A 24,536-nucleotide genomic window follows, 5' to 3' on the forward strand; every position below is an offset into this window, starting at 1 on the left:
GTCACCGTCTTATTGTTTTTTTTGTACGAGAAAAGTGTTCAGGCGTCAGGCAGCCCCAACAGCCGTCGATTGAAGCGCTCGTCGGACGACACACTGGCGAAATCGTCGAACGCCTTCAGTGTCTTGCTGATCATGTGCCGCTCGATGAACGCCGCCCCTTCTGCGGCGCCCTGCGCGGAGTCCTTCAGGCAACATTCCCACTCCAGCACCGCCCACCCGGCGAAGTCGTATTGGGTCAGTTTGCTGAAGATCGACTTGAAGTCGATCTGGCCATCGCCCAATGAGCGGAAACGCCCCGGCCGCTCCACCCAACCCTGATAACCGCCATAGACACCGGAGCGGGCATCGGGGCGGAACTCAGCGTCCTTGACGTGAAACATGCGGATGCGGTCGTGGTAGCGATCGATGAAACCCAGGTAGTCCATTTGCTGCAGCAGCAGATGACTCGGGTCATACAGAATCGCCGCGCGGGGATGGTGATCGACCGCCTCCAGGAAGCGTTCGAACGAGGCACCGTCGTGCAAGTCTTCGCCGGGATGGATCTCGTAGCACAGGTCGACGCCGGCTTCTTCGAAACAGTCGAGAATCGGCAGCCAGCGCTTGGCCAATTCGGCAAAACCTTGCTCTACCAACCCGCTCGGCCGCTGCGGCCAAGGGTAGATGTACGGCCAGAGCAACGCGCCCGAAAAAGTTGCATGGGCTTTCAAACCCAGACGCTTGCTGGCACGCGCGGCCAGCTTCAACTGATCGATGGCCCATTCGGTACGTGCCTGGGGCTGGCCGCGCAGATCCGCCGGTGCAAAGTCATCGAACAGCGTGTCGAACGCCGGATGCACCGCCACCAGTTGGCCTTGCAAATGTGTCGACAGCTCACTGATTTCGATACCGGCCTGGGCGCAGACGGCTTTCAAGTCGTCGCAATAGCTTTGGCTTTCGGCAGCGCGCGCAAGGTCGATGAACTGCGTGCCCAGGGTGGGCAATTGAATGGCTTGGTAGCCCTGGGACGCTGCCCATTGGGCAATGTTGGCCAGGGTATCGAAGGGTGCTTCGGCGGACATGAACTGCGCGAGGAAAATCCCCGGGCCGCGCATGCCAGCAGGAGTAGCGTCGGTCATGGAAGTCTCCAGTGTCATGGGGTGCAGACCAGTTCGGTCCACTTGGCGTCGCCACGATGGTTGGCGATGACGGTTTCGATGAACGCCATGCCGCGCAGGCCGACGTCGATCCCGGGCACGCCGGGGGCGTCGTGCCCCTCGACCTCGCCACGGATGGCACGGGCAAAATCGCCGTAGAGGTTGGCCATGGCCTCCAGATAACCTTCGGGATGTCCGGCAGGCAGGCGCATCCGTTGGCTGGCAGCCTCGCATAACCACGGCTGGCCGACGCCGGAACGCAAGATGCGCAGGGGTTGATCGAGGGCGCGATGGATCAGGCTCGCGGGTTGCTCCTGACGCCACTCCAGCCCGCCCTTGTCGCCGTAGACGCGGATCTTCAGCGGGTTCTCTTCGCCGGCGCAGACCTGGCTGGCGATCAACACGCCGCTGGCGCCGTCAGCCATCTTGAACAGCATCGAGGCGTCATCGTCGAGCTGCCGGCCGGCGATGTGCACGCCCAACATCGCGCACAAGTGCTGGATCGGTTGATCGGCGACAAATTCCGCCAGGGAAAAGGCGTGGGTACCGATATCGCCAATGCAACCGCCCAAGCCGGACTGTTCGGGCCGATCGCGCCATTCGGCCTGCTTATTGCCCTGCCCGGCCACATCCTGGCTGAGCCAGCCCTGGGGATACTCGACAATCACTTTGCGCACCGCACCGATCACGCCGCTGCGGACCATCTCTCGCGCCTGCCAGACCATCGGGTAGCCCAGGTAAGTGTGGGCCAGGCCATATAGACGGTTACTGCGCTCCACCACCTCCTTGAGCGCCAGCAATTCGGCCAGGTTCAGCGCTGCGGGTTTTTCACTGAACACATGAAAACCCGCACTCAGTGCCTGGCTGGCGACCGGTGCATGCAAGTGATTAGGCGTGACGATCACCAGCAATTCCATGCGTTGCACGGCGGGCAACGCATGCTCAGCCTCGAGCATCTGCTGCCAGTCGCCATAGCAACGCGAGGCCGGTAAACCCAACGCTGCGCCGGTGTTCTGATTGTTCTGTGCATCGCGACTGAACGCGCCGCACACCAGTTCGAAACGGCCATCGAGCCCGGCGGCCTGACGGTGGGCCTGAGCGATGAAAGCGCCCTCGCCGCCCCCGACAAATCCCATTCTTATTTTTGACACTGTAGCGTTCATCGCAATTTTCTCTGTTTGAAGCGAGCTTTTCAGACTTGAATCCCGGCCATGATGTAACCGGTTACATCGTGGCGGAAATTTAGGCTCAGTTCAGGCACCTGTCAAACCCCGGATTGACTCGATGAACATTTCAGCGCAGGGCTAACCTGCGTTAAGCTCGCCGGTCGCACGGTTCGATAACGAGGTGATTTTGTCCAATATCCGTGAAGTAGCCCGGCTGGCCGGCGTCTCGGTGGCCACGGTGTCCAGAACACTGAAATCGCCTGAACGCGTGCTCCCCGAAACGCGGGACAAGGTCAACGCGGCCGTGGAAAAGGCCGGCTACCGGCCGAACCTGATGGCGGTGCAATTTCGCTCGCGCCGCACCGGCAACCTGGTGATTCTGGTGCCGGCCATCGCCAACACCTTTTTCGCCCGTGTGATCAGCGGCGCGCAACAAGCGGCCCAGGCCGCCAACTATCGGTTGCTGCTGTGCGACACCCAGGGCCGCGAAGAGATCGAACGGGAATTCGCCGAGCTGGTGTACAACCATCAGGCCGACGGCGTGATCCAGTTGCGCGCCTACGATCCATTCGAAGCGCCCTTCCCCAGCGCCGAGGTGCCGCCCATCGTCAACGCTTGCGAGGTCATTCAGGGCGGTCGGCATCCAACCATCAGCCTGGATAACCGCGCGGCTGCCAAGGCCATGACCGAACACCTGATCGGACTGGGCCATCGCCGGATCGGCCTGATAAAAGGCCCGAAAAGCAGCCCACTGACCCGCGACCGCGTGGCCGGTTATCAGGATGCATTGCACGAGGCCGGAATCGATTCCGACCCGGCATTGATCTGCCACGGTGATTTCAGCCTGAAGGCCGGCGATGACGGTGCCGCCGCGATGCTGCAACTGCCCGAGCGCCCCACCGCACTGTTTTGCGAAAACGATGAAATGGCCATCGGCGCGTTGAAGCGCATCAAGCAGCTGGGCTTGCGGGTGCCCGAGGATATTTCGCTGGTGGGTTTCGACGACATTCCCTTTGCGGCCTATTGCGACCCGCCGCTGACGACCATCGCGCAACCCGCCGAAGTCTTCGGCCAGAAAGCCGTCGAGATGCTGATTGCGCTGATCGAGAAAGAGCCGCTGGTACAGCGGCATGTGGTGTTGCCGTTCGAGTTGACGTTGCGCGACAGCACTGCAGCCGCAAACCCGTGACAAGTTCGGCTTAGAGGGGCGCGACCGATGAGTTCACGCTGGCGGTCGCGGAAAAAAAGAGAAAAAAGAGAAAAAAGAGAAAAAAGAGAAAAAAGAGGACAGATTTACTTTCCCTTCCCTTTAAATTCCGTCCCCTTTTTCTCGGGGCGGATGACTGTCTACTGTATGAACAGGACCCAAAGCTGACTGTCGATTTTGTCTCAGAAACATGCATGTGAATAGCATTTGACCAACCGCTTAATAGGGTTAAAGTCTAAGTGAAAGATCGACCCCGTCAGTCTTTGATCCGCAACGGCGATCGCCACGCAAGTCCCTCAATGGCAGGTACAGAAACGGAATATTGCTCATGACCAAAAACCTTCGAATGATGGCAATGATTTCAATCCTCGCTTTCTCGGCGGGCTGCCAAATGCATCAACCCACTTCCGCCTCAGATGTGAAGGCTGCTAACGCGCAAATGAACCGCGACGCGAACGCGGCGTTACAGAGTTTGTATGCCAAAACGCCGCAAGCGCGCGCCCTCGCGCAGCGAGCCAAGGGTATTCTCGTTTTCCCTGAAGTGCTGAAAGCCGGCCTCATTGCCGGCGCACAGCATGGCGAAGGCGAGTTGATTGAGAACGGAAAAGTCACGGGGTATTACGCGACCACAGCAGCCTCATACGGCCTTCAGGCGGGCGTGCAGAAGTTTGGTTACGTGATGTTCTTCATGACCTATTCAGCGATGAACGATCTGAAAAATGTTAATGGATTTGAGGTCGGTGTGGGCCCAAGCATCGTGGTCGTAGATTCAGGCATGGCCAGGTCGTTGACTACTTCAACAGCTCAGTCCGATGTCTATGCGTTCATCTTTGATCAAAAGGGCTTAATGGCCGGGCTGGGATTGCAGGGTTCAAAAATTACCAAGCTGAATCGCTGAGGCCGTCTGCAAGTCCCTTCACAAAAAAAGGGACCACAACAAAGCACAAACACAAAAAAGGGGACGGATTAATCTTCCCTTCCCTTCTTTTCCCGTTAAATTCCGTCCCCTTTTCTCAGGGCGGATGTGTGGCGACAGCATGACTTGGATCGACCCAAAACTGCCTGTGGCCACAGGCAGAAAACAGCCAGAAGCGGTCATCGAGACAGCAAATCTCTCAGCGCGTTGAATCCTGAGGCAACGAGATATTTAAACAGCGCCCCCTAGAACTTTTCCCTACATATCGGTCTATGTGGATAGGCACATTCGCTTGCATGCGCGAACCGGCAGACTTCCTGCAACCAGATGCCAACAGGTCCAATCGCTCAATCAGAGGTTGTCTTCGCTCATGAAATTCCCTGACCCACGGATGCTACTCCTCGGCCTCTTCGCGTTCGCGGCGGTGGGCTCGGCATCAGCTACACAGATGAAGCCTTCAACCCCTGTTTACACAACTGAAGTTACAGCCGTTCAAGCTCAGGCCCAGGCTGCCAGCAACCCATGGCCAACCTTGGCCAGTATAGGCGACGCGCAGCCATTGCTTGCCCATGACGATCGGTACTGGCACGACGACCGTTGGCACGATCGTAGACATGACTGGCGCCGCGACGACTGGCGCAGGGATCAGTGGCGTAGAGAGCAGGCCCGCCGAGAAGCTGAACGCCATCGTGATTGGGATCGCCACCAGGACCGGGCCATGCGGCACCGTTACGAGGACGATCGCCGCTATTATCGTCGCTAATGCGAAGCCTCAAAAACTCGCTTTGACCGAAACCATGAAGTTGCGTGGATCGCCGTAGTAGTTCCCGAAGGACTCGGTGCCGATGGTGGCGTAGTAGCGCTTGTCAAACAGGTTGTTGCCATTGAGCGCGACAGACCAGGTGTCATCGATGCGGTAGCCGATGCGGCCGTTCCAGATTGCATAACCGGACTGGGTGATGTTCTCGCCACTGGCGGGAGAAACCCGAAAGTTATCGCTTTGCGCGTTGACCCCTGCACCAATGGTGAAGCGTTCAAGCGAACCACTCAACGCATAGTCCCCCCACATGCGCAGCATGTGTCGAGGTACATAGGTGTTGAAGGCGGCGCCGTCCAGGCTGTCGTCGATGTCATCAAGGGTTTTGGTCTGGGTGTAGGTGTAGCCTGCGAGCAACTGCAGGCGCTCGATGACTTCGCCACTGATCTCGGCTTCGAAGCCTTGGGCGCGAACCTTGCCGGCATTGACGTAGCAATAGCCGTCGGATGACGGGCAGGAAGAATTGAAGTCCGTCTGGGCCTGGTCTTTCTGGATCGTGCGGAACAGATTGAAGGCGCTGTTCAGGCGCCCTTCGAACCAGGCTCCCTTGATCCCCAGTTCATAACTCTGACCCACCAGTGGCTTGAGCGCTGAGCCGTCTTCGGAGCGGTAGTTGCCCTGCGGGGTAAAGATGTCCGAGTAACTGGCATAGGCCGTCAGGTTTTCGTTCAAATCCAGCAGCACACCGGCAAATGGCGTGACCTGTCCGGTCTCCGTGGTACTGGAGTGCTCCGAGGTGCCGGTGTTGATGAAGTCATAGTCGGTGTCCGAGTTGTACCAGCTCACTCGACTACCGGCGACAAAGGTCAGAGGGTCCGCCAGCTTCAATCGAAGGATCGAGTAGACACCCTTTTGTTTGGCCACCGAATTGACCGGCCCGCCGCGCGACGAATTGTCGATAAAGTAGCTGTCGTCCGGCTCGGGAATATGTTTATCGGGGTTGAACACATTCTGCCGCTGCGGCAGAAACGCCACCGAATAGAAGTCGTCTTTCTTGCCGCGACTGGCATTGGCACCCACCACCAGTTCATGCTGCTGACCGAACGCGTCGAACTTGCCATCCACGTAGGCGTCCAGACCGTAATCGACCTGATCGTAGTCGTACATACTGCCCAGCATGCCAGTGGTATTGATGCCTGGGGTCACCGCACCGGAAGCGAACGCGTACTTGATGTCCTGGGTGTTCTTTGTATAAACACTGGCGACCTTCAATGCCCAGTTGTCGTTGATCTGATGCTGCAGATCACTGAAAACGGTGGTGCGCTGACTGCGCCACGTGTTCCAGGACGGATCGAGGCAGGTCGAGCGGCTGAGCTTCAGATCGCTTCGGTCCCTGTAGCGCGGCAGGCCACCCCAACAAGGATTGGCATCGACATCTTCATAGGCAACGCCCAGCCCGACAGTCGTGTCGGGGCTCACATCCATGTCGACAGCGCCGTAATACACCTGGTCCTTGCGGCTGGCGTCGTCGACAAAGTAATGCCGGCTCTGCTCGGCGACGACGGCGCGGCCGCGTAGCGTGCCGGCGTCATTCAGCGGGCCGCCGGTATCGACCTGTCCACGATAGTTGTCCCAACTGCCACCGGACAGCGTGAGTTCGGTATGCGGGGTTGCCTGGCCACGTTTGCGCACGAAGTTGACGCCACCGGCGGTGCCACCCGAGCCTTTCATCATTCCCGCTGCACCGCGCAGGATTTCTACCCGGTCGTAATAGGCCATGTCACCACTGAAACTGTCGGCCTGGACATAGAGGTTGCCCATGTCCAGGGGGACGCCATCGTACTGATATTGGCCCGACATCCTGAAACCGCGGGAATAGAAGTATTTGCCGCCCATGGTTGAGTCATACACGGTAATGCCCGGCGTCTTTTCCATGACTTGATCGATGGTGTTGAGGTTTTGATCATCGAGCATCTTGCGGGTCATCACCGTGACCGATTGCGGCGTTTCCTTGAGGGAGTGCTCGCCCTTGCCAATGGTCACGGCGCCCGTGGTGTACGAGCCGCTGTACTCGGTCGTTGCGCCAAGCACCTGAGCATTGATGGTGGTGGCGCCCAGTTCCAGCGCCGAACCGAAAGTCGGTACCGGTCGCAGCACATAAGTCCCGTTGGCTTGGTACTGCGCTTGCAGACCGCTGCCGTAGAGAGTCCGTGCGAAGCCTTCATCGACCCCAAACGCCCCCTTGAGCCCGGGGGATCTCAACCCTTCGGTTTGTCGCGCATCGAATGAAATCGGCGCGCCCGCCGCACTGGCGAAATGGCTGAGCACTTCGGTCAGGCTACCCCCGGCAATGTCGAAGGTTTTGACCTCACTCTGATGCTGCGCCGCAACCTGTGCCGCAATCGTTGAAGTCGACCAGACACCCGTCGCCGCGATCCATAGACCTACCTTCAAGGTCGTCGCCAGACGACCAGGCTTGTACATCCGAGACATGCTTACCCTCCCCCAAAACAAGATCAATAAAAACTCATTGAGGGATGAGCCGAACGAGGAGGACAAAAAGTGCAAACCCACGAAAACTATTTTCAACGGCCTGTGGGAGTGGCCTTGCCCGCACGCTCGGCGTGTCCGTCGACGTCAACGCAGGCCTGCATGCCGCTACGCGGTGCCAGGTCCATATTCAGCGCGGATCAGCGCCCGATACGTTGACCCAATAGCGGCTGTACCGTGTCACGCGCAGGGACAATCCACTTTCCAGCGCCGCCAGCGCCATATCCGTGTTATCGATGGGGAACGCTCCGGAGACCTTCAGTTGGGCAATACGCGGATCACAGCGCAGCACGCCGCGGCGATAGCGCGAAATGTCTGCGAGCAATTCACCCAAGGGGCGATCGATTGCGATAATGCTGCCCTGCTGCCATGCCCCGACCGAAGCATCGTTACGCCGCAACGCCCCCACTGAGCGACCGTTGAACGCCACCGATTGTCCGGCCTCCACACGCATCATCGCCCCGCCCGCAGCCGAACTGACCTGAACGGCCTTCTCCAATACCGCCACTTCGCCACCCGGCTCCCGGGAGCGGACGATGAAGCGCGTTCCCAGCGCCAGCACTTCGCCGTGGCGGGTGAGCACCTTGAACGGGCGCTGCGACGGATCAGCAGCGGTCGTCACAAGAATTTCACCCGACAACAGTTCCAGCACCCGCCGATGAGCGTCAAATCGAACGTTGAGGGAAGTGTCGGTGTTGAGAAGCACTGAGCTGCCATCGGCCAACCGGACTTCACGGCGCTCGCCCACGGCGGTACGCAAATCGGCGAACAAACTGCGGGAGGTTTCACTGCGCCAGCCCAACCAACCAATAGAACTGGCGCAAGACAGCAGCAGCACACCGCGCACCAGCTGACGCCGGGACAGATCAGCATCGCGCAACGCGGGTGAAGCCAGGGCGCCCGGCACGCTTGCCATCTGCTCGCCGACGGCCGCCATGCGTTGCCAGGCTTGACGATGGTACGGGTCAGCGGCCAGCCAGTCGTTCCAGGCTGATCGATCCGACTCAGTCGCGACACCGGAGTGAAGTCGCGCGTACCACTTGGCAGCGGCGCTGATCGCCTTTAACTCAATGTCTGAAAGGCTCATGCCATTTGCATCTGAATCTGCATCAGACAGCAATGCTCCATGGCCTTGGCCATGTAGTTGTTGACCGTGCGCGAGCTGATACCCAGGCGCTGGGCAATCTGCGGATAGGTCAACCCCTCGAACTGAGACAGGATGAACACCTGCTTCACTTTAGCCCCCAGCCCTTGCAGCAAGCGGTCGATTTCCATCAGCGCTTGCAACAGGATTGCCTGCTCCTCCAATGAGGGTTGCGCCTGTTCCGGCATGGCAGCCAGGGCTTCCAGATAGGCCTGTTCCAGAGAACGCCGACGGAACAGATCGATCAGCAAGCCCTTTGCGACCATCGAAAGGTACGGTCGCGGCTCGCGAATCTCCAACGCATTACGCGCCCTGATGACCCGAACGAAAGTGTCCTGTGCCAGATCAGCCGCATCGAACGAATTGCCCAAACGCTTGCGCAGCCAGCCATTGAGCCAACCATGATGCTCGTAATACAAAGCATTGACGGCACTGTGCAGGGTTAAATCATTGGCGGACATGGTGATGGAATGATTCGCGACTGATAATGACTCTTATTGTCATCTGTTCGCTGGATGATTTGCAAGAGGCGGTAATGAGGTGGTCGTGTCAGCGGGGGTGCTTTGATTGACTCCGGTCATTCAACGCTATTGCCGTCGTCTGCATTTAAATCGTTCGCCCATTCAGGAATCGTTTCTGTAGACAGCTACGTGGCGTATTGCCATCATTGTGCCTCTTGTATCTGAAGAGTGCTCCTCTATGCGTACGCTACTTTTTCTGGTCCTGCTGGCTGTTGTGGTAACTGGCTGTTCCACCCGTAAAGACTTCTACGCAACAGGCGGGAGCCGAGCGGACGGCTCAATCGATATGGCTTATGATTTCAAACCCTTTGAGACACCGGTCGTTGACTATAAACAAGCCGAATCAATTGCAAACAGCAAGTGTGCTGTATGGGGTTACAACCGCGCCGAATCCTTCGGTGGGCAAACCCAGAATTGCCAGGCCCGCGATGGCTGGGGTAATTGCACCGCAGGCCAGATGATCGTCAAATATCAATGCATCGGAAACATCACACCCGCTAACCAAGCATCAGCTTCGACGCTCTCGTCGGTACCGGTTGGAATGCTGACTCCTGCTCAGTACAAGGAAGCGCGCGTAAAAGCATTGATGGATCAAAACCTGCCCTATGCCGAGTACCAGAAGCAGTATCAGGCGATTATGGCTGAGTAACGTCCGCAACTGGCTTATTACCCATTGCGGGTTAGGCGCCCTACGGTACTAGCGATGGTTGTGATAGCGCTCGGTCAAGGATCAAAAAAGGGACGGATTTTTTCCCTTCCCTTTACGAAAATTAAATCCGTCCCAATCCGTCCCCTTTTTCCCTAGGCTATTCAGATACTCAGCCATGCGTACAAATCCCTGACTAATCTCGGCCCCCTGTTTAGCCTGCCCGGCGCTGTGATCGCACAACTGTGCAAATGGAACGCAAGACAGTACGCCTCACTGTTCTCATTGATCCCGTAAAGAAAAAAGCATTCGAAAATCTCTGTGCCGCAAAAGACCTAACGCCTTCGCAAGTCTTCGACCGGCATTTCACTCCTACCCCCTCGACCAACAAAATCACCGATGCATCCCGGTGGAAGCTGTGTACGCAGTTTCGCTCCTGTACAGCGCGTGCGACTGCAGATCAGGCAGATCAGCTGTCTTGCGTCTAGCTTTACCTTGAACACTAAAGCCTCCATCCACAAGTCCACCAAGCAAAGGTTAGTTATGACTAAAAAAATCGATCTGACGATCCCCCATGATTACCTCAATCCGTTTGCCTCGCCGGCCACCCCCAAGCTGAGCCCCGAACTGGTGGACTACCTTTCGGATAGCGCCTGGTACCACTCCGAGCTGTGCCTGCAGATTTGCTGCCCGCAAGATGAGCGTGAACGCCTGCAGCAAGCCATGAGCAATACCTTTGAGGAAAAGAGCGAACAACTCAGAGGGGATATTCGCAGCCAGCGGCTGGTAGCGCTGATACTCCTGGGCTTGGCACTAGCCTTGGCGCTGACAGGCACGGCTCTGGGCATTGAAGGCACGATCCCCGTGGGGGTCGTTACCGTCACCGCGTGGATGCTGCTGTGGCGCAGCGGAGAGATATTTTTTCTGGATATCCGCAGCGCTAACCGGCAGCTGCGTAAGTACCAACGCATTGCCAGCGCATCAAAGCAGTTTGATTGAGGTTGGATAGCTCCCACTACGTGTTGGAGTGCAGCCGTCTGCGCGACGCTGACAAATTCATCAGCCTCTGCCCCGTTTCCATGCTACTCGGTCCGCCGCACGCCACGGGGCCGGGAGAAATGCGCCAACGCGCATGCTTGCCCGCGACGGGGCCCTCGGGGGCAAGCCTGCTTGTGTCTCGCTACGCGCATAGGCTCTGGGGGGATTCAAAGTCCAGGGCATGACACCGATAGCCAAAGAATCTGCAATGGGTCGCGAAAGCCTGTACAAGGCTTTCGCACCCGGTGCAAAGCCACGCTTCGACACGGTCCTGAAGGTCATTCATGCCTTGGGTATCGAGCTCTGCGCACAGCCCGGTCACTCGACCAGTCACTCAAATCTCTGATCGGCATCCCCTACGCTATCCCGCCCCTTCACCGCCACCCACGTAAAGCACAACGGCAACTGCGCCACCTGCTGCTGATAGCGGTCATAGGCCTCCTCGCGGTTGGAATGCGCATATTCCTTGAAGTGGCTGATCTGCAGCCCCGCCGCAATGGCGCCGCTGAACAGGTCGCCCAGGGTGTGGACGAACCAGTAGGACGGCGCGGACGGTTGTTCGACCTTGCCTTCATAGACGATCGGTTCGTGCTGCACGAACGGCTCGCTGCGAAAATAGGAGCTTGAGAGGCGAAACGGGTCAGCGGCCTCGGGATCGAACATTTCCAGGAACGGGTGAGTTTCGTACACCACCAGCGCGCCGCCCGGTTTCAGGGTTTGCGCGACGTGACGCAAGAATGCGCCGATGTCCGGCATCCAGTTGAGGACGCCGATGGTGATCAGCGCCACATCGAAACGCCCCTGCAAGTCGGCCGGTAACTGGTGGATGTCTGCTTCGATAAATTGCGGCGCATGGGGTGAACGCGACGCCAGTTCCCTTGCCTGTTCGAGGAAGGCCCCTGACTGGTCGACGCCGACCACGCTGCGGGCTCCCAGGGCAAACAGTGACAGGCTTTCGCGACCGTTGTTGCAGCCCAGTTGGACCAGGTCCTTGCCCGCGACCCCCACCTGCCTCAGTAAACCGCTGAGGGTTTCATCCAGACAGGAATAATTCGCCTGGCGCACCGCGTCTGCCAGGGCCGGCCAATCCGGGGAGTCTTTGTGATGGCGGGCGGAGTCGTTCCAGGCCTCGCGGTTGCTCGCGATGGCGGCTTCTTTTGTCGGCATTTCCATTGCACGCTCCAGTGGACGGTCGTTTGAATAATCGGCCGGAGTCTAAATCAACCCTGCTGGCAACCCCATGAGCAGTTTGTTGCGAACCTGTAAGTGACCCGCACCGGCGGCGGCCCCACGGGAGGGCTATAGTTAATGACCTTGGGGAAATGCATTGGAACCGCTTTCGCAGGTGCCGCCATGAAAAAAACCGATCTGACGCTGCTGCTCACCCTCTGCCTGATCGCCTCGCCGGGCGCCTACGCGGACGACAGTGCGATGCAAACCGACAGTGACAGCAGTGAATTCAATTATTACGGGACAGACCAGCCCTTCGCCCACCCTTCCCCGCCTTCGCTGAGCACCATACCGCCAGGTTCATACATCCCGACCGAGCCGGGCAATTTCATCCCTGCTTCGAGCGAGCATGTGTTCTCCGACTCGCGTTTACCGACAGTGGCCGATGCCACCGTTCGCGTGTTCATCCGCGCCTATGATCCGGAGCGCGGCATCTACGTGAACCAGGAAGTCGTCGATCCCTCATGCATGATGAGCTGCGGTCGAAAGCCGCCCAGGCTGCAGTGACATCTACCACTGGCGCTTGTCCGGGCGCGCAAGGCCGAGTTTTTCGATGCGGTAACGCAGCATGTCGCGACTGAGCCCCAACAGGCGCGCCGACTTGGTGACGTTCCAGTCGGTCTTGTCGAGCATCTTGCGCACCATGTCGCGTTCCACTTCCGGCAGGTTCATCGACTCGCTGCCGTTGTAGGCCGGACGCTGGTCGTGATACTGCGGCACCTCTTGCTGCGCCAAGGGCTCGTCCACCAGGCTCAGGCAGACATTGAGTTGATGGGCGGCAATGGTGTCGCTTTGCGCGAGCAACACGGTCTGTTCGAGCATATTGCGCAATTCGCGCACGTTGCCCGGCCAGCTGTAGCTGAGCAGCAGGGCTTCGGCGTGCTCGCTGAAATGCAGGTTCGGCTTGCCGTAGCGTTTGCCATGGGTGGCCAGAAAGTGCCTGGCCAGCAGCAGGATGTCGGCACCACGGGTGTACAGGCGCGGCACCTTGATCGAAATGATGCGCAGGCGGAAAAACAGGTCTCGGCGAAACTTGCCCTGCTGAACCATCTGTTCGAGGTTGCAGTTGGTGGCGCTGATCACCCGTAGATCGACCTTGCGCTCCTTGACCGAGCCGACCCGGCGGATGGTGCGGTCTTCCAGCAGTTTCAGCAGTTTGGCTTGCAGCAGCAGGTCCATTTCACCGATTTCATCAAGGAACAGCGTGCCACCATCGGCCGCTTCCACCAGCCCCATGCGGCGGTCCTTGGCGTCGGTAAAGGCGCCCTTCTCGTGGCCGAACAGTTCCGACTCCACCAGATTGGACGGAATCGAGGCGCAGTTGAATTCAATGAACGGTCCTTTGCTGCGCGGGCCGTCAAAGTGCAAGGCCCGGGCCACCAACTCTTTGCCGGTGCCGGTCTCGCCTTCGACCAATACCGGCGGCAGATCACTGTTGGCCATTCGCCGTTCGGCGTCGAGCAACTGGGCAATGGTGCCCTTGAGGTACTGCATCGGCTCCGACTCGCCAATCAAAGCCTGCACCCCGGACTTCTGGGCTTCACGCTCCTGGTAGAACGACAGGGTGCGCTCCATTCGGTCGGTGGCCAGGGCCTTGTCCAGCAGCAGCTTGAGCTCCGGCAGGGCCACAGGTTTGGTGACGTAATGAAAGGCGCCCTCTTTCATCGCGACCACCGCGTCTTCGACGTTGCCGTAGCCGGTCATCATGATCACTTTCAGATCCGGCGCGCTGACGCGCAGCTTCTGGATCAGGTCGTGACCACTCATGCCGGGCAATGAGTTGTCGGTCAGTACCACATCTGGAACGAAAGACCTCAAATGCTCCAGTGCGTCTTCAGCCGAATGGCAGACAGTCACCTCGAAGGCCTTGCGCTCCAGGTAGGTCTGAATATTCTCGGCAAGGATTTCGTCATCCTCGACCAGCAGTACGCTGTGCTCCATATTCCCCTCCCGTTGCCACTTTGAAATTGAGACACACGCGGGTTCCTTCCTGCTCCTTGCTGGTCAGTTCGACCGAGCCTTCAAACCGCTCCATTATTCTTTTTACCAGGGCCAGGCCTACGCCCAGCCCGCCCTGCTTGGTGGTGAAAAACGGTTTAAAGACCATTTGCTGCTGCTGTCTGGACATGCCCTTGCCAGTATCGGTCAGGGCCATGCGCAGCTGCCCTGGCGCAGGCGACTCGATATCGATCGTCAATACGCCGCCCTTGGGCATCGCTTCCAGTGCATTTGCAAACAGGCTATTGAGTATTTGCGTCAACAGCATCTGCTGGCTGACGATCGGTGGCACGCTTTTGGGGGTGAAGCGCACCTCGACCTGCGAGCGCTTGATCAACGACTCGAAGGCACTGAGGGTGTCGTCGATGACCAGCACCAGATCGACGGTTTCACAGTCGTCGTTCACCGGTCGCAGCGATACCAGCAGGTCGCGGACCCAGCGCGACATGCGGTCGACCTGGCTGATGATGTCGCCGATGTTTTTCTGCGCTGTCTGGCTGGCGATTTCCTGGGCCAGTTCGGCACTGGAACGGATGTTCGCCAGAGGATTACGCAAGCTGTGCGCCACTGCCGAGGACATCTCCCCCAGGGCGACAAAGGTTTCATTGGCGATCAGCTGCTTCTGCTGGCTCTGCAACAGCATTGCGGCGTGCCGCACGATCCAGAACAGCCCGAGATAAATCGCCGCCCCTCCGATCAGGGTGGCCAGCCAGATCGCCTTGAACCCGCGCTGGATGCGTCCCACCAGATCAACCGGTTCCTTGTAGATCTCGACCATGGCTAACACTTTGCTTTTGTCGGCATTGAACAGCGGGATGTAGTTCTCGACGAACAGGTATTCCGGCTCACGCAACAACCGTTGCTCGGGACGTCCCTCATCGATCTCGTGGTAACTGGTAGACACCGGTTCTTTCATCTCAAAGGCCTCGGCCAGCTCATCGTCATCGTCGATGCGCGTGCCGATCAGTTCCGGGTTGGTCGACCAGACCACCGTGCGATCGTGGGCGTAAACCGTTGCCAGCAGAATGTCCGGCAGATGTTCCACGTGATCGAGAAACTCAATACGAGAAGCAGCCCGGGCTGCGGGGCTGACATCTGGATAATCATTGTCCATGCGCGGGTCGAGCATCTCGCCCATGGTCCGGTTCGGGGAAATTCCGGCATGGCGGATCTCCGCTTCACCGATGGCCTGGATGAACTGCGCAGTCAGCATCGAGTCGCGCTCGATGCTTTCGTCCACCACAAAACGCGTGGAGATATAACCCAGACCCAGCGCCACGATAGCGATGATGAAAAAGCTGGCCAGGGAAAACCAGCGCAACAGATTGAACTGAGGCCGCCACCCCTTGCTTTGTGGTGCCGGTGGCACCGGTATGATTTTTTGTTGTTCGATTATTTGCATGGGCGGGTCCTGCTTCCTTGAAATCAAACCTTTTCAGCCCTTTGCATCAGTGTAGGTAACATTGATGCAATGGACTGGCCAACGTCACTATTTCGACACTTCCACTTCTCAATCACTGCACCTGACTCATGTTCGACGGCGCAATTGCCGGCTCGTCGGTACCGCTGACCAGTGGTGCTACCGATGGCTGCTGGCGCTCGGTTTCTTCGTGCAGGAACTCGATGATCGACTGCGCAGCAGCCTGGTCAAGGCGCAGGTTGGGCATCGGGATCTTGTTGAAACGCTCGAACAGCTCCATGGCAATAGGGTCTTTCTCGGCCAGCATGCGATCCGGTTCGCGAATCCAGCGGGTGAGCCAGGCCGGATCGCGCAGACGGGTCACGCCGATCAGATCCGGGCCGATGCTGCGCAGGCCAATGCCCTGACCGTCCAGCGGGCCCAGGCTGTGACAGGAGGCGCAACGGGTGCGGAACAGCTCTTCGCCATTGCTCGGCGGACGGATTTCGGGAGCGTCCGCGTAGCTTTCTCCCGTGCTGGCTTGCTTCCAGTTCTGCAAGGTGTTGGCCAGTTGATCGGCGATTATCCAGGGGTTCTCGAAGGGCGAGGCTTTCATCCAGCGTCCGGTGCTCTGGTTGCCGACGATCAGGCTCAGGTTGTGGTCCTTGTTGCGGCCGTTGTCGACGCCGTCGATGAACAAACCGAGCTTTTTGCGCAGATCGGTGATATCGGCAAATTCGCCGGTGAGGAACTGCCAGCCCGGCCCGATCTGAAAGCGTTGCGCATAGGCCTTGAGTACTTCAGGTGTATCGCTCAAGGGATCGATGCTGATGGAGTAGAAAAAGATGTCCTTGCCGACACGATCGCCCAGCAGCTTCTGCACCTGGCGCAGGCGAGCGGTTTCCAGTGGGCAGGAGTCGCTGCACGAAGTGAAGATGAAGTTGATCACCACCACTTTGCCTTTGATCAGATCATCGAAGAAACGCACCTGCTGACCGTCCTGGTTGGTCAGCAGAATATTGGGGAAGTAGTCGCCCCCCCACGGGGTGGCAGACTCGGACTCAGCTTCGACAGCCGGCTCAGGTGTCGACGGCGCGCGCTTGGCGAGCAGTAGCTGGCTGGCCAGCAAACCGACCACCACAGCCAGTACCAGATGCATGCCCCAGGCTCGCGAGCGCACGTTGTTTTTCATCACCAGCCGCCTCTACGTCATGAAGGAGGTGATGAAGGTTTTGCAAGGACCTCGCCAGACTTGCAACTAACTGACGCAGAATTGTCAACTCTATTAAATTCAACGACTTACCAATATAAACACACCATAAACCTGGAGAAAAACGGGGACTTCCCCCCGCAAATGGGGAAAGTTCACACCCAACTTCAGGGAACCCGCTTGAACGTCAGGCGCACAGAGGTGCCCTCACCCTCGCGACTGTCCAGGGCTACCGCACCGCCGAAACGTTCCATGATGCGTTTGACCAGCACCAATCCGACGCCCAGTCCGCCTTGCTTGGTGGTAAAAAACGGACGGAATGCCATGCTTTGTTGCTCGTCGCTCATGCCTCTGCCGGTGTCAGTGACGACCATGCTCACAGCCTGGGCATCGCCCGGTTCGATCTGGATGGTCAACTTACCGCCCGTCTCCATTGCTTCCATGGCATTGGCCAGCAGGCTGTTGAGGATTTGTGTCAGCTGCCCGTGCTCGCTCAAGACCATCGGCGTCTGGTCCGGCTTGAACTCCACGGTGACTTTAGCCTTGGCGATCTGCTGCTCGTAGGCCATCAGGCTGTCATGCAAGGCCGCCACCAGGTTTACCGGCTCGGGCTCGTCATTGAGCGGACGCAACGACTGCAGCAACTCCCGCACCCACATCGACATGCGATCGACCTGACCGATGATGTCGGTGATGTTCTTATGCGCCGCGCCATCGTCAAACTCCTGTGCCAGCTCGGCGCTTGAGCGGATGGTCGCCAAGGGGTTGCGCAGGCCGTGGGCCACCGCCGACGACATCTCGCCCAGCACCACATAGGTTTCATTGGTGATCAATTGCTCCTGCTGTTGCGCCAGCAGTGTTGCCGCCCGTCGCACAATCCAGTACAGGCCCAGATAGATCAGGCCGCCACCCAGGGCGGTGGCCAGCCAGATCAGCACCAGGCCACGCTCCATGCGATTGATCAGGTCCTGGGGCTCTTTATAGATCTCGACCATGGCCATGACCGTCTTGCCATCGGCATCGAACAGCGGAATGTAGTTTTCGATGAAGATGAACTGCGGGGGTACCACGAACTTCTGCTCCTTTCGCGTCTTGTCGACAGTGTGGTAGCTGGTCGACACCGCAGTCTTCAATGCGAATGCCTGTTCGAGGTCTTTATCGGTATGGATCGCGGTGCCCATCAGGGCCGGGTTGGTCGACCAGATCACCATGCGATCGGGGGCATAGATGTTGGCCAGGATCACGTCGGGCAAATGTTCGATATGGTCGAGGAATTCACCCCGGGCACTGGCGCGGGCCAGCGGGTCGACATCGGGAAAATCCTGGTCCTTGCGTGGATCCAGCAACTCGCCCATGGTCCGCACGTTGGGGATCGACACATGTTCCACCTCGGCCGTGGCTATCGCCTGGACGAACTGCGAGGTCAACAAGGCATCGCGCTGCACACTTTCGGTGATCACGAAGCGGCTGGACACCGCCCCCAATGCCACCGCCGCCGTGCCGATGACCGCCATGCTGATCAGCGAGAACCAGCGCAGCAGATTGAACGGCTGCTTGCGCGAGTTCAGGCGAATCTCATTTTCGGTCGGCATTGCTTTGGCAAGCGTAGTCATCGACGTGGTTCCCCGTAAACCTCCACTAGTTTTATAGCCCATTCAAGCCGGTTTGCCCGACTTTGGGTCCCCCTTCCTCACCTCCCAAACTACCCCCACGTCTGGGCGCTGTGGCCCTTTGCGCCAAGCGCTGGCCTATCGGCGCCAGCTGCGCACAGGCCCACGGGCCGGCCTCTTCACGGCTGTTTTCGCAAATTGGTATGGAATTTGCCGACACCCTGCCAACTGACCCGCCCAAGGGGCAGGAACTCTGATAGAGGGAATACTCATGCACCCTTTACTGTCCAAAACCACGATCGCTCTGGTCGTGTCCGCTCTGGCCCAAGGCGCCGCCCAAGCGGCGCTGTTTGCTGTCGACCCCGGCCCCTACCTGCCCGGCAACGGAAGTTTCGCCTCGTGGTATCAGGACACCCACGGTCGGACCCTCGATCTTTGCCTGTCCAAGGCTGTCAGTTCTCGTGTAGCGAGCGTTCCGGGTGCCCCGACCTACATGTGCAATCTACTGCCGACTCCCGGGGTGTTCGACGACGCGCAACCGATTGTCTTCCCGACCAATTTTCCCGACGAAGCGTTCTGGTTTACCGCCGATGGCGCCATCGTCGATGCGGCCAGGGGCATCGACCTGACCTACGTCTCGGCCATCGAGGCCGCATTCGCTGCCGAAGAACCCGTCGAGGGTGACCAGGTCAGCTTTGCCCGCATCCGCATTCGCGTCGACGTGCCCACCGCCGGCACCTACGTGATTACCCACCCCTACGGTGTCGAGGTATTCAACATCGACACCCCCGGGCAGCGCGCAATCAACATGACCCGGGACATCGGCATCGGCTCGCCGAAAACCTACGACGGCGCACTCAAGGGCGATATCGGCCCGTTCCTGCTCAGCGTCAATGGCCCCTACACCGAGACTAACCCGCTCACCGGCGCGGCCGAACAATTCGTCGGCGACCCGAACCTCGCGGAGGCCGTCACCGGCAGTCCGTTCAACACCAACTTCGTACGCATTGAAGGGCCCAATGGCATCGACTTACGCACTGACGTCTTCGCCGTCTCCGGCAAGCTGTCGACCGTGGTCCGGCCGACGCCGATCATCGCCGAGCGCAGCACCTACTCGCGCAAGGCCGGTGAGAGCGCACCGGTAGCCCAGCAGGATGTGTTCGTCATGGCCCCCCCTGCGCCGGCCACCGTGATCCTGGCCAGCAACAGCCCGGTACTGAACCTGACCGAGGCCAACTCCACCGGCCACTGGTATGCCCAGTCGCCGAGCAATCCGACATTGCCAAGCACGTTGCAAGTGACCGCCGACAACCACCTGGCCATCGCCAGCAGCACGCCGACCACCTTGCCTATGCCCCTGACTGACCTGGTGGTGATTTCAAGTGCCGAATACAAACTCAGCACCGGGCAAATCACCGTGATCGCCTCGACCAGCGATGAAACCTCGCCACCGGTGCTCACCGCCACCTCAGACACAGGGATCGCCATCGGCGCCTTGAGTGGGGACGGTGCGGTGAAAAGCCTCAGCACCGGCATCACACCGATTCCGCCAGCCAAGGTTCGGGTGTCGTCATCCAATGGCGGCAGCGACACCGAAGAAGTGGTCATCGTGCAATGAACGCTCACATGCCCAGATCCTCATCAGGAGGCATCATGAACAATTGGCCACGCCTGGCGCTCAACACCCTGGGATTGACTCTGTCGCTGTCCGGCAGCGCGTTCGCGCAACTGGCCGCCGTCGACCCGGGCCCTTACACCTTTGCCACGGGGAAATACCCCATGTGGTATCAGGACAACAACCAGATGAAGCTGGAACTGTGCCAATCCCGAGCAGCCAGCTCGAGGGTACCGGCCAGCGTACCACCGGCCTACATGTGCACCTTGCTGGCGGAACCGGGCATCTACGACGACGCCCAGCCGATGATTTTCCCGGACAACTGGCCGCCGGAAGCGTTCTGGTTCCTCGCCGAGACCAGCATCAACAACAACGCGGCAGGCTATGGCCTGGACGTCTACGTGGCCGGCATTGAAGCGGCATTCGCCTCGGAAAACCCTGTCGATGGCGACCAGCAAAGTTTCGCCAGGATCCGCCTGCGGGTGAACGTGCCCACCGCCGGCACCTACACCATCACCCACCCCTATGGTGTGGAAACGGTCAACGTCACGACCCCGGGACGCCGGGCCATCAATATCACCCGAGATATCGGCATCGGCGCGCCGGGCAATTTCAGCGGCGTCTTGACCGGTGCGATCGGGCCATTCCTTAAAAGTGTCAACGGCCCCTACACCGAAGTGAATCCGGACACCGGTGCCATCGAAACCTTCGTCGGCGATCCGAACCTCACTGAAGCGGTCACCGGCAGCCCGAACAACACCAACTTCGTGCGCATCCAGGGGCCGGCCGGGACCATCCAGACCAACCTGTTCACCCTGTCCGGCAAGGTGCACGACAACCGTGCGCAGACGCCGGTGGAAATCAGCCGTGCCTCCTACCGTCGTACCGCGGCGGGCGCCGGCGCCGGTACCCGGGTCGAAGTCTTCGCCAAAGCGGCCAACGGCTCGGCCCTGTGCTTCCGCGAATCCGTCGCCCTCGTCCCCGGACCGCCTCCAGCGCCGTGCCAGACCACCATGGTGGGCGACAACACTGGACAGTTCTTCGCCCATCACTTGTTTACCGGCAGCGTGCCTCCGGTCGTTGTGGTGACCGCCACCAACCCGGCCGGTACCACTCGACCTACATCGGTGTCGAGCAAACTCTCGGACGTGGTGAAAATCCAGACCGCTCGCTACAACTGGAGCAATCACAGCCTGCTGATCGAAGCCACCTCCACTGATGAAGTGGTCGTACCAGACATGGTCGCCCAAGGCTACGGGCGTCTGTCGAAGAGCGGCACGCTGCAACGCTTGACCGTCTCCGACCTGCCTCAGCCACCGGCTACTGTCACCATCAAGTCTGCCGCCGGCGGCAGTGATACCGAGCCGGTCGTCGTGCTCGGCACGGCGCCGGACTCTGGTGAGAACCAGCGGCCGATTGCTGTTGCCGATGTTGGCAGCACCACCTTTGGCGTGCCGGTCACCCTCAATCTGTTGGCCAACGACAGCGATCCGGACAACGACGCGCCACTGAGCGTTACGGCTCTGACGCAACCGGCCGCAGGCCAGGGCACCGTGGCATTGGCTGTCAACAATGTGATCTATACCCCGCCGGCCGTGGTCAACGCACCGCTGACCACGACCTTCACCTACAAGGTCCAGGACGCAAAAGGTCTGGTCTCGACCGACGCGGCGACCGTAACCATCACCGTTGCGCCGAACCGGCCACCGGTGGCTGTCGCCGACGCTATCGCTACCCAGGGTGTACCGGTGACGATCAACGTGTTGGGTAACGATTCCGATCCGGAAGGCAACGTACCGCTGGCGGTCGCCAGCGTCACCCAGCCAGCGATAGGGCGCGGCACGGTCAGCACCAACGGCACGACCGTCACCTACACCCCACCGGCAGTGGTCCTGTTGCCGTTCACCACGACCTTCAGCTATATCGCCCGGGACAGCTCCGGCGTCCAGTCGGCACCGGCCACGGTCACGGTACAGGTCTCGCCACCACTGGTACTGGAAGTCTTCAACGTAACGGCGGCCACGGTCACCGCCCGTGCCGGCAACCGCTTTACCTGGAACTTCACCGGTACCTCGTCGACGATCCCCGGCAACACGGTCACCGTCCAGGTCACCACACCGGCCGGGCTGGTCACTCTGGGCACCGCCGGCGTGGCGATTACCGGGCGATGGACCCTGAACGTCACCAACTTGACCGCGCCATCGGTCAACCCGACGGCCACCATCCGTTCAACCCCGGGCTCGGTGCGCAACGTCTCCGTCACCGTGCAGTAATCGCTCGTCCCACTGGCCGGTTCAGCCAGTGGGGCAAGCCTTCGACTCAAGGACTTGACCATGAAAACGTCGACCGCCGCCCTGCTCTGCCTGCTTGTGCTCTGCAGCAGCACAGGCGTGCGTGCCGATGACCTGATGGAAAACGACGACCTGGGCCCGGGTGGCGATCTCGGTGAGTTGCCACCACCGGTTGGCCAGCACGCGCTGATCGACCAGAACGGCCAGGCCAACATCGCCTTGTTGCAACAGAACGGCCAGTCATTGCTCGGCACCATCGTGCAGTCGGGCAGCAATCAGGAGGCTTACATCCTGCAACAAGGCAGCGACCTGATGGCAATGATCAATCAGCAAGGTTCGGGCAATAACGCCTCTATCACTCAGACCGGTAGCCACAACCGTGCGCAGATATCCCAGAACGGCAACAACAACGACGCCAGCATCGACCAGGCGGGTTCGGGGCTGCAAGGCGCCGTAACCCAGTCCGGGAACGGCATGAGCGTTTCGGTCAAACAATATCGTTAAAGCACTGCACCACTTGGAGGTTTCATCATGTTCAAACTGACGCCCCTTACCGCCGCCATCCTGGTCATTGTCAGTGCCCAGGCACTGGCAGACGACAGTGTGTCCAACCAGACCCAACTCGGTGATGCCAACATCGCCAATGTGAAACAGACCCTGGCACCGCTCAGCACCGCCAACCAGCAGCAAGACGGTGAAGGTAACGATGCGGCCAGCGTACAAGACACCGCCACCGGCGCCATCAGCCAGAACCAGGTCGGCAGCTTCAACGCCGGCTACGCCGAGCAGTTGTTCGATAGCGGCAGCCAGATAATCCAACTGCAGAGCGGTACCTTCAACGGCACCCACGCCAGCCAGTCGATCGGCCTTGGCGCCAGCGAATCGCTGCAGCAACAGGACGGCAACGGCAACTTCTCGCTGGTCTACCAGGACAGCCAGGACGGCACATCCGCCAAGTCTTTCCAACAAGGTGACGCCAACGAAATCTACATCGAGCAAACAGTCAACGGCATCGCCAACACTGCGACAGTCACCCAGCTTGGCAATGAAAACTACGGTGCGGCCGAACAGGTGACGCAAAACGGTGGCCAGATCACGATCGACCAGACCGGCGACGGCAACTATGCCTACGGCGACCAGCGCAACGGTATAGGCGGCAACGTAAACATCAACCAGGCGGGCAACCTCAACGGCACCGAAGTCTGGCAAGAAACCCAGCTCGCCAGCCAGACCGCTATCAGGCAGCAGGGTGACAGCAACGAAACCGTGGTTGACCAGAGCTTCGGCGAAAACAACCTTACGACCGTGCTGCAAGTCGGCGACCTCAATGCCATCTATGCCGACCAGTTCGACTCGGTCGGCTCGACCGTGGCCCTGTACCAACAGGGCACCAGCAACGTCCACTTCACCTATCAGAGTGGCGACAGTCACGTGCTCACTGCCAACTCGGTGGGCACCGGCAACACGGTCCTGGCCAGCAACTGGAAGGGTGAACAAAAAGGTGGCCAGTTCGGCAGCAACCAGCGTGCGACCATCAATCAGAACGGCACCAACAACACCGCCAACTTCACCCAGAATGGCACCAGCAACCTCGTGACCACCAACCAGAACGGCACCGGCAACAAAACCACCATCAGCCAGGCAGATTCCTACAACGAGCTGTATTTCGACCAGAACGGCAGCGACAACATCCTCATCTCCGACCAGCGCGGAGACCTCAACCTGGCCATGGGCAGCACCACCGGCGATCGCAACACCAGCAGCTTCGATCAGTCGGGCAGCGGCAACCGTGCGTATACCGAGCAGCAGTACGGCAGCGACAACCTGATCAGCGTCAAACAGGCTGACACCATGAACGTCGCCTATGTAACCCAGGGCGGTACCGGCAACACCACCAGCATCGACCAGAGCGGCATGACCCAGACGGCCACCGTGCAGCAGTTTGGTGCGGCTAACCAGGCGACGGTGTTGCAGCAATAAATGTGTGGCGCGAAAAAAACCGCGGCTCTTGATGGAGTGTCGCGGTTTTTTTATGGGGATGGTGTTCAGGGTCGGGGGGGGGCAGAAAGGGATGGGTTGGATGTCAGACCGCCTTCGCTGGCAGG

At 59.4% G+C, this 24,536-nt stretch carries 20 protein-coding genes and 2 pseudogenes; 12 read left to right on the top strand and 10 right to left on the bottom strand.

Going from position 1 to position 24,536, the window contains the following annotated elements:
- Positions 1-38: 38 nt before the first annotated feature.
- Together KW839_RS02705 and KW839_RS02710 are read right to left on the bottom strand one after the other, a co-directional pair.
- A complete protein-coding gene (locus KW839_RS02705; RefSeq protein WP_218423408.1) occupies positions 39-1,091 on the bottom strand; it encodes a sugar phosphate isomerase/epimerase in 1,053 nt (350 codons plus the stop codon).
- 38 nt (positions 1,092-1,129) lie between these two features.
- Entirely contained in the window at positions 1,130-2,296 is a 1,167-nt protein-coding gene (locus KW839_RS02710; protein ID WP_371318034.1) for a Gfo/Idh/MocA family protein, read from the bottom strand.
- A gap of 190 nt (positions 2,297-2,486) precedes the next feature.
- Between KW839_RS02710 and KW839_RS02715 the strand changes: the two genes are divergently transcribed.
- From KW839_RS02715 to KW839_RS27490, 3 genes are all read left to right on the top strand, one after another.
- Positions 2,487-3,488: a LacI family DNA-binding transcriptional regulator gene (locus KW839_RS02715; RefSeq protein WP_218423322.1), complete on the top strand. Its 1,002-nt coding sequence runs from the start codon at positions 2,487-2,489 to the stop codon at positions 3,486-3,488.
- Positions 3,489-3,834: 346 nt separating this feature from the next.
- Entirely contained in the window at positions 3,835-4,404 is a 570-nt protein-coding gene (locus tag KW839_RS02720) for a YSC84-related protein (RefSeq protein WP_060543696.1), read from the top strand.
- A gap of 388 nt (positions 4,405-4,792) precedes the next feature.
- Entirely contained in the window at positions 4,793-5,185 is a 393-nt protein-coding gene (locus tag KW839_RS27490; protein WP_256352462.1) for a hypothetical protein, read from the top strand.
- Between the two features lie 9 nt (positions 5,186-5,194).
- Here KW839_RS27490 and KW839_RS02725 read toward each other — a convergent pair whose 3' ends face one another.
- The 3 genes from KW839_RS02725 to KW839_RS02735 form a co-directional block, all read right to left on the bottom strand.
- Positions 5,195-7,672, bottom strand: coding sequence for a TonB-dependent siderophore receptor (locus KW839_RS02725; protein WP_218423323.1), 2,478 nt, complete (start codon positions 7,670-7,672; stop codon positions 5,195-5,197).
- Positions 7,673-7,859: 187 nt separating this feature from the next.
- Positions 7,860-8,816 (bottom strand): FecR domain-containing protein, encoded by a 957-nt coding sequence (locus KW839_RS02730; protein ID WP_218423324.1) that lies wholly within the window; start codon positions 8,814-8,816, stop codon positions 7,860-7,862.
- Positions 8,813-9,334, bottom strand: coding sequence for a sigma-70 family RNA polymerase sigma factor (locus tag KW839_RS02735; protein WP_218423325.1), 522 nt, complete (start codon positions 9,332-9,334; stop codon positions 8,813-8,815). Before KW839_RS02735 ends, KW839_RS02730 begins: the two co-directional genes overlap by 4 nt.
- A gap of 238 nt (positions 9,335-9,572) precedes the next feature.
- Between KW839_RS02735 and yecR the strand changes: the two genes are divergently transcribed.
- The 4 genes and pseudogenes from yecR to KW839_RS02750 form a co-directional block, all read left to right on the top strand.
- On the top strand, positions 9,573-10,043 hold the full coding sequence (yecR, locus tag KW839_RS02740) for a YecR family lipoprotein (RefSeq protein ID WP_218423326.1): 471 nt from the start codon (positions 9,573-9,575) through the stop codon (positions 10,041-10,043).
- 248 nt (positions 10,044-10,291) lie between these two features.
- Positions 10,292-10,393: pseudogene (locus KW839_RS27495) on the top strand (CopG family transcriptional regulator); the annotation flags it as partial.
- 190 nt (positions 10,394-10,583) lie between these two features.
- Positions 10,584-11,039, top strand: a complete 456-nt coding sequence (locus tag KW839_RS02745) for a hypothetical protein (protein WP_218423409.1) — start codon at positions 10,584-10,586, stop codon at positions 11,037-11,039.
- 208 nt (positions 11,040-11,247) lie between these two features.
- Positions 11,248-11,424, top strand: a pseudogene (locus tag KW839_RS02750) (addiction module antidote protein); the annotation flags it as partial.
- On the opposite strand, the gene KW839_RS02755 reads toward KW839_RS02750, so the two are convergent.
- Complete coding sequence (locus KW839_RS02755) at positions 11,409-12,251, bottom strand: bifunctional 2-polyprenyl-6-hydroxyphenol methylase/3-demethylubiquinol 3-O-methyltransferase UbiG (RefSeq protein WP_218423328.1); 843 nt, start codon at positions 12,249-12,251, stop codon at positions 11,409-11,411. The pseudogene KW839_RS02750 and the gene KW839_RS02755 overlap by 16 nt on opposite strands.
- Positions 12,252-12,431: 180 nt before the next feature.
- On the opposite strand from KW839_RS02755, the gene KW839_RS02760 reads away from it, so the two are divergent.
- Positions 12,432-12,815 carry a hypothetical protein gene (locus KW839_RS02760; RefSeq protein ID WP_218423329.1) on the top strand — a complete coding sequence of 128 codons (384 nt, stop codon included), beginning with the start codon at positions 12,432-12,434 and terminating at the stop codon, positions 12,813-12,815.
- Positions 12,816-12,818: 3 nt separating this feature from the next.
- Here the strand turns inward: KW839_RS02760 and KW839_RS02765 are convergent, their stop codons facing one another.
- From KW839_RS02765 to KW839_RS02780, 4 genes are all read right to left on the bottom strand, one after another.
- Positions 12,819-14,249, bottom strand: coding sequence for a sigma-54 dependent transcriptional regulator (locus tag KW839_RS02765; protein WP_218423330.1), 1,431 nt, complete (start codon positions 14,247-14,249; stop codon positions 12,819-12,821).
- A complete protein-coding gene (locus tag KW839_RS02770; RefSeq protein ID WP_218423331.1) occupies positions 14,218-15,708 on the bottom strand; it encodes a sensor histidine kinase in 1,491 nt (496 codons plus the stop codon). Before KW839_RS02770 ends, KW839_RS02765 begins: the two co-directional genes overlap by 32 nt.
- 112 nt (positions 15,709-15,820) lie before the next feature.
- The gene (locus KW839_RS02775) at positions 15,821-16,897 is read right to left on the bottom strand and encodes an SCO family protein (RefSeq protein ID WP_218423332.1); all 1,077 of its coding nucleotides are present in this window, start codon (positions 16,895-16,897) and stop codon (positions 15,821-15,823) included.
- A 185-nt stretch (positions 16,898-17,082) separates the two neighbouring features.
- Positions 17,083-18,528, bottom strand: a complete 1,446-nt coding sequence (locus tag KW839_RS02780) for a HAMP domain-containing sensor histidine kinase (protein ID WP_218423333.1) — start codon at positions 18,526-18,528, stop codon at positions 17,083-17,085.
- Between the two features lie 268 nt (positions 18,529-18,796).
- Between KW839_RS02780 and KW839_RS02785 the strand changes: the two genes are divergently transcribed.
- Genes KW839_RS02785 through KW839_RS02800 form a run of 4 tightly spaced genes read left to right on the top strand, consistent with a single transcriptional unit; the run spans position 18,797 to position 24,411 of the window.
- A complete protein-coding gene (locus KW839_RS02785) occupies positions 18,797-20,143 on the top strand; it encodes a hypothetical protein (protein ID WP_218423334.1) in 1,347 nt (448 codons plus the stop codon).
- A gap of 35 nt (positions 20,144-20,178) precedes the next feature.
- Positions 20,179-22,413, top strand: coding sequence for an Ig-like domain-containing protein (locus KW839_RS02790; RefSeq protein ID WP_218423335.1), 2,235 nt, complete (start codon positions 20,179-20,181; stop codon positions 22,411-22,413).
- 60 nt (positions 22,414-22,473) lie between these two features.
- Positions 22,474-22,935 carry a curlin gene (locus tag KW839_RS02795; protein ID WP_060543735.1) on the top strand — a complete coding sequence of 154 codons (462 nt, stop codon included), beginning with the start codon at positions 22,474-22,476 and terminating at the stop codon, positions 22,933-22,935.
- Positions 22,936-22,962: 27 nt separating this feature from the next.
- A complete protein-coding gene (locus KW839_RS02800; protein ID WP_218423336.1) occupies positions 22,963-24,411 on the top strand; it encodes a curlin in 1,449 nt (482 codons plus the stop codon).
- Positions 24,412-24,536: the final 125 nt, after the last annotated feature.

It is taken from the genome of Pseudomonas sp. PDM31 (assembly GCF_019218965.1).
GTDB lineage: Bacteria > Pseudomonadota > Gammaproteobacteria > Pseudomonadales > Pseudomonadaceae > Aquipseudomonas.